Annotated in this window: 7 protein-coding genes; 2 read left to right on the forward strand and 5 right to left on the reverse strand. The window is 60.3% G+C overall.

The genetic code is table 11. From position 1 onward, the window contains the following. Positions 1-18: 18 nt before the first annotated feature. From QD409_RS12760 to QD409_RS12770, 3 genes are read right to left on the reverse strand one after another with little or no spacing between them, the layout of a single operon-like run. Complete coding sequence (locus tag QD409_RS12760) at positions 19-978, reverse strand: glycosyltransferase family 2 protein (RefSeq protein WP_430762891.1); 960 nt, start codon at positions 976-978, stop codon at positions 19-21. After that, a complete protein-coding gene (asnB, locus tag QD409_RS12765; protein WP_430762892.1) occupies positions 975-2,855 on the reverse strand; it encodes an asparagine synthase (glutamine-hydrolyzing) in 1,881 nt (626 codons plus the stop codon). Before asnB ends, QD409_RS12760 begins: the two co-directional genes overlap by 4 nt. A 9-nt stretch (positions 2,856-2,864) precedes the next feature. Further along, positions 2,865-4,613, reverse strand: coding sequence for a hypothetical protein (locus QD409_RS12770; protein ID WP_430762893.1), 1,749 nt, complete (start codon positions 4,611-4,613; stop codon positions 2,865-2,867). 159 nt (positions 4,614-4,772) lie between these two features. On the opposite strand from QD409_RS12770, the gene QD409_RS12775 reads away from it, so the two are divergent. After that, on the forward strand, positions 4,773-5,579 hold the full coding sequence (locus tag QD409_RS12775; protein WP_430762894.1) for a class I SAM-dependent methyltransferase: 807 nt from the start codon (positions 4,773-4,775) through the stop codon (positions 5,577-5,579). Positions 5,580-6,116: 537 nt separating this feature from the next. After that, positions 6,117-6,350, forward strand: a complete 234-nt coding sequence (locus QD409_RS12780; protein ID WP_092846828.1) for a DUF6429 family protein — start codon at positions 6,117-6,119, stop codon at positions 6,348-6,350. Here the strand turns inward: QD409_RS12780 and tnpC are convergent. Together tnpC and tnpB are read right to left on the reverse strand one after the other, a co-directional pair. Beyond that, entirely contained in the window at positions 6,331-7,974 is a 1,644-nt protein-coding gene (gene tnpC, locus QD409_RS12785) for an IS66 family transposase (protein WP_430762895.1), read from the reverse strand. The two genes, QD409_RS12780 and tnpC, sit on opposite strands and share 20 nt — an antisense overlap. A gap of 48 nt (positions 7,975-8,022) precedes the next feature. After that, positions 8,023-8,373, reverse strand: coding sequence for an IS66 family insertion sequence element accessory protein TnpB (gene tnpB, locus QD409_RS12790; RefSeq protein ID WP_208858639.1), 351 nt, complete (start codon positions 8,371-8,373; stop codon positions 8,023-8,025). Between the last annotated feature and the right edge of the window lie 3 nt (positions 8,374-8,376).

An 8,376-nucleotide genomic window follows, 5' to 3' on the forward strand; every position in this document is an offset into this window, starting at 1 on the left:
CCGGGCCTCAGGTTGCCGCTACCGTCGACCGGCTTGTTCCCTGTCGGTGGACGTCGATGGCCCCGCACCCGCCGTGGCCTCGCGGGCGATGGGCGTGGTGTCGGGCAGCATATTCAAACGCAATTGGCTGAGCTGGTCCGTCACGAGACCCATGGCCATGCAAAATAGTCCGGCGGCGAAGACCAGAGATCCGCCTAAAGGTACGCCGCGCCCTTCAATCAGGGCCAACAACATGCTGTAGATGAAGCCTATTGCGGTGAGGCCGAGCCCGATCGGCATGAAGAAGCGCATCGGCGCAAAGAGGAGCACGGCGCGCAAGAGCGCCAGCATGGCTTCGAAGCCGTCTTTCAGCCGGACGGTCGACTGACCGATCCGCGGAGCAGTCCTGATCTGTTCGAATGCGATGGGATAACGGCGCTCGATCATGACAAGCGTTGTTACCAGACTGGAACTGAAGCGGTTCGGGATCAGCGGGCAATAGGGCAGGATCATCTCGCGCCGGAATATCCGCAGGCCGCAGTTCAAGTCGTGGCCGGCATGGATCTTCAGTCCGCGTCCGACCAGGCGGATCAGGCCTTTTCCAACACCGCGGATCAGATTGCTGGCGCCGTTGTCGCGCTGGCCGATCACGGCTACCAGTTCGTTTCGCCGGATGGCCGAGTAACAGCGCGCGAGATCTTCGGGCCGGTGCTCGTTATCTGCATCGAACCAAGCGACATAATCGCGCGTCGCTGTGCGCATCCCTGTTTTGAGGGATGCACCCTGGCCGCGGTTGAAGGCATGCCGCAGCACGCGCACACCGGGCCGTGCGGCCGCGGTGGCGAAAGTTGCGTCATGCGAGTGGTCATCTATGACGATGATCTCCGCATTATGGAAGGTCTCCAGCAATTGGTCGAGGGTGACGCCGATACCCTTTTCCTCATTGAATGCCGGAATGACGATGCTGAGATCCGAGGTGTCGATATGTGCGGAGGTCATAGAGAAAGGGTGTCCTCTTTGAAGGTCGCCAGCACCAGTAGTGTCCAGACGGTAAAACGGTGGTCGCGCTTTTGTTCGCGGTGCTCCAGCCAGATACGACGGATGCCATCAGCGGAGAGATGGGGTTCCAATATATCGGCGTGTCTGTCAAGAAGCCGATCGCCATGGGGGCGCAACTCATTGCGCAGCAGGGCATTCATCGGCAGGTTGAAGCCCATCTTGCGCGCACGGAAGACTTCTGCGGGAAGTCCCAGCCGCTCAGCGGCACGCCGAAGCACAATCTTCGTGCCGCCCTTGATATCGACGAGTTGCCGTCGGTCTATACTTCCGGCGAGCTCGCACATGCGGCGATCAAGGAAAGGGACGCGAACCTCCAACCCGTGATACATGCTCGTGCGGTCTGTCTTGATCAGCATGTCGCCCGGAAGATAGTAGCGCTGGTCAGCGAGCAACCCCTTTTCCCAGGCGTCCCGGCCATCTGTCCCTGCATTCGCGTAGCCAGCAAGCGGGTCGCTGCCTATCTGCGGCTGGAGTGGCGCGCCGTAAAGGGCTGGGCGGTGCGCGTCTCGCAGGTAGCGCCGCCAGCTCGCATGCGGCGAAGCGCTCGCCATGCCGTCCAGCAGACGGACGAGAATCTCGCCCTTGCCGACGCGTTTATCGGACGGCCGGGCCATGGATGCAACAAGCCGGCTCGCGCCGCGTAGCGCTGCATGAACGAGCAGCGGCTTCAAGCGATCGGTGATCGCTGACGTGCGATAGGTAGGGTAGCCGCCGAAATATTCATCCGCGCCATCGCCGGAAAGGGCAACCGTCGCATGCCGGCGTACAGCGCGGGCGAGCTGGAATGTCGCCAGCGCGCTTGAATCAGTGAGCGCGCCATCGACGGCATCCACCATACAGCGGAAGTCCTGGACGATGTCTGCGCGGGCAAGGTCGATAAAGGAGATGGGCCGTCCCAACCGGTCCGCGATGGTTCCGGCGAGTTCCGACTCGTCATGCGAGCGATCGGCAAAACGCACAGAGAAAAGCTGGACATCGCATTTCTCCGGGAGACAGGCCGAAATGAGGGTCGAATCGATCCCACCGCTCTGCAGCACCGCGATAGGTACGTCAGACACGACCTGATCCGATACTACGCCTCGCAGCGTTTCGATGATCCGGTCAGCCGAGCTGTCTAGCGGACCAATTGACTTGACTTGGCGCAGCGGCCGCCAGAACCGTCTTTCACGCATGCCTTGGCGATCGGCAACCAAGCACGTGCCGGGCGAGAGCTGGCGCACATCCGAGAGCAAGCTTTCGTCCGGGGCTACATAGCCGACCGCCAGCATATGGCTAAGCTGTACGGGGTCGAAAGCGGGCTTGAAGGCAGGATCGACACAAAAAGCCTTTGTCTCGCTAGCAAAATGTAGTCCGTCCCCCGTCGTGCGGATATAGAGCGGTTTTGTGCCATTGCCATCCCGCGCCAGAAGCAGCGTGCCATCCCGTCGATCATAGAGAGCAATAGCAAAAATGCCCTCGAGGCGCTCGACGAAATGTTCGCCCCATTCGAGATAGCTCTCTGGAATAACCTCTGTGTCGCAGCCCGTGCGTGCCACGAAACCGCGCGTCCGGCCGAGCGTGGCGGCGATGTCCCGGTCATTGTAGAGTTCGCCGTTGTAGGCGACCACAATCTGACCGCAGGCCGAGTGGAAAGGCTGCGCACCAGCCGGCGACAGATCGCGGATCGCCAGGCGCCGGTGGCCTAGCGCCACGCGGCCTTCCGCCCACACGCCGCCGCCATCAGGGCCACGGCGGAACAACCGCCGGGTCATGCCTTCGATCAGCGAATGCTCCGCGGGCCTTTGGCTGAAATTGTAGATACCGGCAATGCCGCACATGGCACGCTCCTATTCTTTCAGGTCCTCTAGCCTGTAAAGGCGCCATCTGCCAGACACTACAATCTCGGCTGCGAGCGCCTTGCTGGCGGCAGCGAGTGCTTCCGTTTCCATCCGACTGTCGACAAGCAGGTAACGCAGGCCATGCTTCGACCTGAGATCGCGGATAACGCTTTCGATGCTCGCTTGATCCTGCTGTTCGAGGCCCGTCAGCTGCTGCTTCAGGCTTGCCCAGAGCTCAAGGTTCCGGCTTGCGCTGTAGAGCAAGAAGTTCAGATCCCTCCGGAGATAGAGGAGCGGCTGAAACGCGCCGTAGCGGACAGCCAATGCATCGGTCTCGAAGGCTTCAGTCGGTAGTGGCAGAACCACAGAGCCAGCCGGCGCCTCGCGCAGTCGCAAGATCAACGCGCGAAAATCCTGCTGGTCGCGCAGGGCACCGCTGGACTCTCTTGCCCGCCAGATTTCAGGGGCAGTGAGCACCGGATTGGGAAAAGTGAGCCACCACGATGCGACAAGCACAACACCCGGCGCCGTGAGCGCTAGGCGAAAGGCCCTGTTCTTGCCAAAACGCTCCTGCAGCTCCGCCAACAGCCAGACAACGCCAATCAGCAGCGCCGGCAAGACAAAGCGCAGGTTGCGAATTAGATCGAGCTGCACAGGCTCACTGCCCCTAAGCCGGGCGATGAGCTGGTCGAGCCAGGCAATGCCAGCGCTCGATAGCAGGATACCGGCGAACAGGACAAGGAAAAACGTCCGGCTCTGCCGCCACGGCAAGGGTTTGACGACGCCAAGTATGAAGAGAAGCGCAGCAGCCCACGGCAAATAGAACCAACCCCAAACGGGTGACGGATTTTGGCCGCCCCCTTTGAGGGCGGCATCCAGGGCAACCCAGACATCATAATATTGCGCGCCGAGAATCGCCTTGCTGGTTTCCTGCAGTTGGCTCACCTGAGGCGAGGCGATCTGAATCATGGACGGAACGAAAATCAGGGCAAAGGGAACGGCGAGCGCGACGAATAACAGCCCGGCCAGAACCATGACGAGCAGTCTCCGTGCCGGCCCACCGACCGCTTGCGGAACGGCCAGCATGGCAAGCCAGAGCGCCATGGCGACACTTGGCGCACTAACCGGATGGACGTAAACGGCTAAGCCGCATAGACCCATGACCAAAAACGGCCGCCACCAGGAGATGGGTGGCAATGCGGCCAAAATGAGGTAGGGAAAGACGGCACCATAGACTGTCCGCGTAAGCGGCGCGGGCAAATTGCCCCAGAGATCGCCATTGAAGATGAAGACCGGCGGTACGCTGACCAGTGCCAGCACGAACGGCCAAAATGTGCCTCCGAACAACCTGCGGCCGAGCCAGAAGAAACCGGTCATCTGGAGCAGGAGGATGGGAAACTGCATCAGCATGTAGGCTTGTCCGATGTCTCCCGAGAGAACGGCGCTCAGGAAGACCCAAGGGCGGGTTATCGTGACGTAGAAATCGGTATTGGAGCTTTCCGAAAACACGGGATCGTTGATGAAACGGTCCGGATGCAGGCTAGCGGCCACCATTGAACCGACATTGCCACCGTCTCCCGAAGGAACGACAAAGGGCGCTGGACCCAGGACCTGATATTGCCAGAGCGCGGCGATGAACGCAAAGAAAGCCAGAATAGCGAGATCCGAGCGGCGCGAATGCCCGGTTTCGGCCCTGGAAGAACCTGTTCCCGCAGCCGGACTGACCGCGGAGCCGAGACCAAAGAATAACGACGCCATCAAATTCCCCAAAAACAGCTGATACCTGCCCTATGCTGATGAAGGTCATTCAATATTTCGCCCATGCCGTCAACTGGATAATACAGGCGGCAGTAGCACCTGTTGCCTATCCAAGGACCGAATGCTACCTCATCCTTGAACAACGCTGAGAAGAGAAAAATGAAAGAGGATCTGAACCGCGCAACGAGCCAGACCATCGCGGATTTTGGTGATCAGTGGACAACTTACACACAAAATGACGGGTTTTATGCGAGCCAGGAGATGCTTCGCGATATACTCGGCCCGCTGGTTTCTGTAGAAGAACTGTCTGGCAAGGTCTGTGCCGAGGTCGGCGCCGGAACCGGACGCATCAGCCAGATGCTCCTCAGGGCCGGCGCTGCGCATGTAACGGCAATCGAGCCGTCGAAGGCGCGCGAGGTGCTTGCACGGAACCTGTCGGCCTATGGCGACCGTGTGGCCGTTCTTGGCGAAGCGGGGGAGACGTTCGAACTCTCCGGTCTCGATTTCATACTATCGATCGGTGTGCTGCATCATATCCCCGAACCTTCCGGGACCGTCCGCAACATGCACCGTTCGCTCGCGGCCGGCGGCCGGGCGGTTATCTGGCTTTATGGACGTGAAGGCAATCGCGCCTATCTGGCGCTGGCCGAACCGCTTCGGTGGATTACGCGGCGGCTGCCTCTATGGGTCAACACGGCGCTGGCCGCAGTACTCTATCCGCCGCTCGCCACCTATATCTCGCTCTGCCGCATTCTGCCGCTCCCGATGCGCAAATACATGCTCGAAGTACTGCGTCCGATCGGCGGCAAGGCGATCCGCCTCGTGATTGTCGATCAACTCAACCCGCGCTGGGCGAAGTACTATACGGAATCCGAAGCCCGCAATCTTCTTGCCGAGTCCGGATTCCACGATATCCAGCTGCATCACCGGCACGGTTACAGCTGGACCGTGTCCGGTTGTCGCTAGTGCAAGTGACCCGGCGGCCTTTCGAGATGCCATCGATTGCGCGGAAATTCCTCAATGGCTTGCACTCGACGGCCATACTGGCCAATACAAGAAGAAATTTCCCGGCGCGTCAAACCCGTCACGACAATCTCTAGATTAGACATCGCAAAACGATGCGGCATTGATGCGGTCAGTGCGCTTGGCACGGAACACGTAGATCGCGCCGGAGAACGGGTCGGCTCCCATCACACCAGTGTAGCCAAACCCTCTGCACCTTTGCGACAGTCGCGGGCTTGGTGGCGACCATGACTTTACCGCGCCGGATGGGCCGATCACCGCTTAGCCCTGAATGCCTGGATCACGGCGGCGATTGTGGCGGCATCACTGCCAAATGCGATCGGGATCGTCGCCTCGGCAATCTCGAGCACAATCGCCGCATCGCCAATGGCCTTCCCGGGGGAGCGCGCGAGCGCTGCATCTTGTTTGGGGTCGCCAGCAACGTACGCATCCGAGCCGAACCGCAGGGACAGAGAAGCACTCGCGTGATAAGCTGGCCGGATGGAGATTGACGAAGACAGGATCGATGACGCGGTTCTGGCGCTGCTCTGGTTGACGCTGCACAACGAGCGCTGCGCGTGGAAGGGGTTTGAYTGGACGACGACCGATCGGCTGCACCAGAAGGGGCTGATCTGTGACCCCGTAAACAAGTCGAAGTCGTTGGTCCTGACGGATGAGGGTCTGCGCCGATCGGAAGAGCTGTTCCAAACGCTGTTTACGCGGCAGCCGCAATAGCCTTGGCACGGATGGCTTTCCAGTTCCACGGCAACAGTTCATGCAGGMGGGAGACGGACAGATCGGCGATCCGGGTCAGAACGTCGGCCAGCCATGCCTTTGGATCGACGTCGTTGAGGCGAGCGGTGGTGATCAGCGTCAGCATGATGGCAGCTCGGTCTGCGCCGCGCTGGGAACCGGCGAAGCTCCAGTTTTTTCTGCCGCATGCAACTCCGCGTAGCGCTCTCTCGGCCGCGTTATTCGTCATGCAAATTCGGCCATCGTCAGCGTATCTGGCAAAATCAGCCCAGCGAGACAGCATGTAGTTGATCGGCTCGATCACCGGTGATGATCGCGACAGGCCCTCAAGTTCGAGCCTGAGCCGCGCTTCCAGTTCGATCAGTAGCGGCTTGCTCTTTTCCTGACGAACGGCACGACGCTCTTCGGCGCTCTTGCCATTGATCTCGCGCTCGATGACGAACAACGCATCGATACGCCTGACGGCCTCCAGTGCCGTCGCTGAGACAGGTCTCAGGCCCTTTCCTCGACGGGCACTACGAGAGACATCGGCTAGCTCGAAGAACTTCCTTCGCGCATGGGCAAAACAGAAGGCCGGCGTCACCGGGATCTGCTTCTTCGTCCGATCGAAGAGCGGATAAAAGCCATTATAGCAGTCGGCCTGCAGGATGCCCGTGAACTCGACCAGATGCTTTTGAGGATGCTCGCCGCGCCGATCGCTGGAGGCGTAGAAGACGGCGGCCGGCGGTGACTGTCCCCCAAAGGGCCTGTCGTCGCAAACGTAGGTCCAGATGCGCCCCGTCGTGCATTGCCCTTTCGCCAGGATAGGGATGGTGGTGTCGTCGCCGTGGAGRCGCTCGGCGGCAAACACATGGGTCTCGATCATGTCGAAGAGCGGCTTGACGGCGGCGCTGACGTAGCCAACCTGATCAGCGAGCGTCTGCGTGGACAGATCGATCCCCTCGCTGCGAAAGCGCCGGCTCTGGCGGTTAAGCGGTTGATGCTCGGAGAATTTGTCGAAGACAATGGTGGCGAGCAGGTTGGGACCGAGGAAGCCGCGTGGCGTGGCATGGAAAGGTGCCGGCGCCTGACTGATACAGCCACAATCCCGGCAGGTAAATTTTTCTCGCACGGTCTCAACGACCTTGAAGCGGCGCGGGATCTCTTCCAACGTCTCGGTGCTATCCTCGCCCAGCTTCGACAGTCGTTCGCTCCCGCAGTGGGTGCAGGCAACCGGCGCTTCGACGACGACGCGTTCGCGCACGATATCCTCTGGCCAGGGCTTACGCACCGGCCGCTTGCGGGTGAAGGCKTGGACATCTCGGGTTTTGGCGGCAGACGCTTGTGAAGCGAGCTCGTCCTCGGTCGCGTCGGCAACCAGTTCCTCGAGTTGCAGTTCCATCTGGTCGATCAGTCGCTGCGTGCGCTCCCGGCTGGGACCATGCTTGTCGCGCTCCAGTTTGGCGATCAGCAATTGCAGATGGGCGTTGAGGGCTTCAATGCTGGAAAGCTTGGCCTTGGCGCTGCTGGCTTCTGCCTCCGCCCGTAACCGCGCCTCGCGCTCTACCAGCAGCGCGGCGTGGGCGCTGGCAAGATCGTCGGGAAGGGAAAGTGGCGGCAACGACATGCTGTTACAAGAGCATATTTCTCCAATGAATTCAATGCAAAGAGACGCTCAAACCCGTGTCGGACGCCACGTTTCCTGAGGGGCTCGCCAGTCAATTCCGGACAGCAAATAAGAAAGCTGAGCGGGCGAGATCGCCACCGCACCACCCTCCACATTCGGCCAGATGAACCGGCCGCGTTCCAATTTTTTCGTGAACAAGCATGCGCCTTGGCCATCATGCCAAATCAATTTTATCAGGTCACCACGGCGACCCCTGAAGCAGAATAGATGACCGCCTAGCGGCTCCTGCTTCAAGACTTCCTGCACCCGAAGCGCGAGAGACGGGAACCCACATCGCATATCCGTATGACCCGTCGCCAGCCAGACCTTAACGCCCGATCCCATTGGCAACACGTTCATCGA

The sequence above is a fragment of the Rhizobium sp. BR 315 genome (assembly GCF_050577975.1).
In the GTDB taxonomy this organism is placed as follows: domain Bacteria; phylum Pseudomonadota; class Alphaproteobacteria; order Rhizobiales; family Rhizobiaceae; genus Rhizobium; species Rhizobium miluonense.

Bases quoted from the DNA above. Each gene is read 5' to 3' on its own strand.
- QD409_RS12760 (WP_430762891.1), bottom strand. From the start codon at position 978: ATGACCTCCGCACATATCGACACCTCGGATCTCAGCATCGTCATTCCG.
- asnB (WP_430762892.1), bottom strand. From the start codon at position 2,855: ATGTGCGGCATTGCCGGTATCTACAATTTCAGCCAAAGGCCCGCGGAG.
- QD409_RS12770 (WP_430762893.1), bottom strand. From the start codon at position 4,613: ATGGCGTCGTTATTCTTTGGTCTCGGCTCCGCGGTCAGTCCGGCTGCG.
- QD409_RS12775 (WP_430762894.1), top strand. From the start codon at position 4,773: ATGAAAGAGGATCTGAACCGCGCAACGAGCCAGACCATCGCGGATTTT.
- tnpB (WP_208858639.1), bottom strand. From the start codon at position 8,373: ATGAACGTGTTGCCAATGGGATCGGGCGTTAAGGTCTGGCTGGCGACG.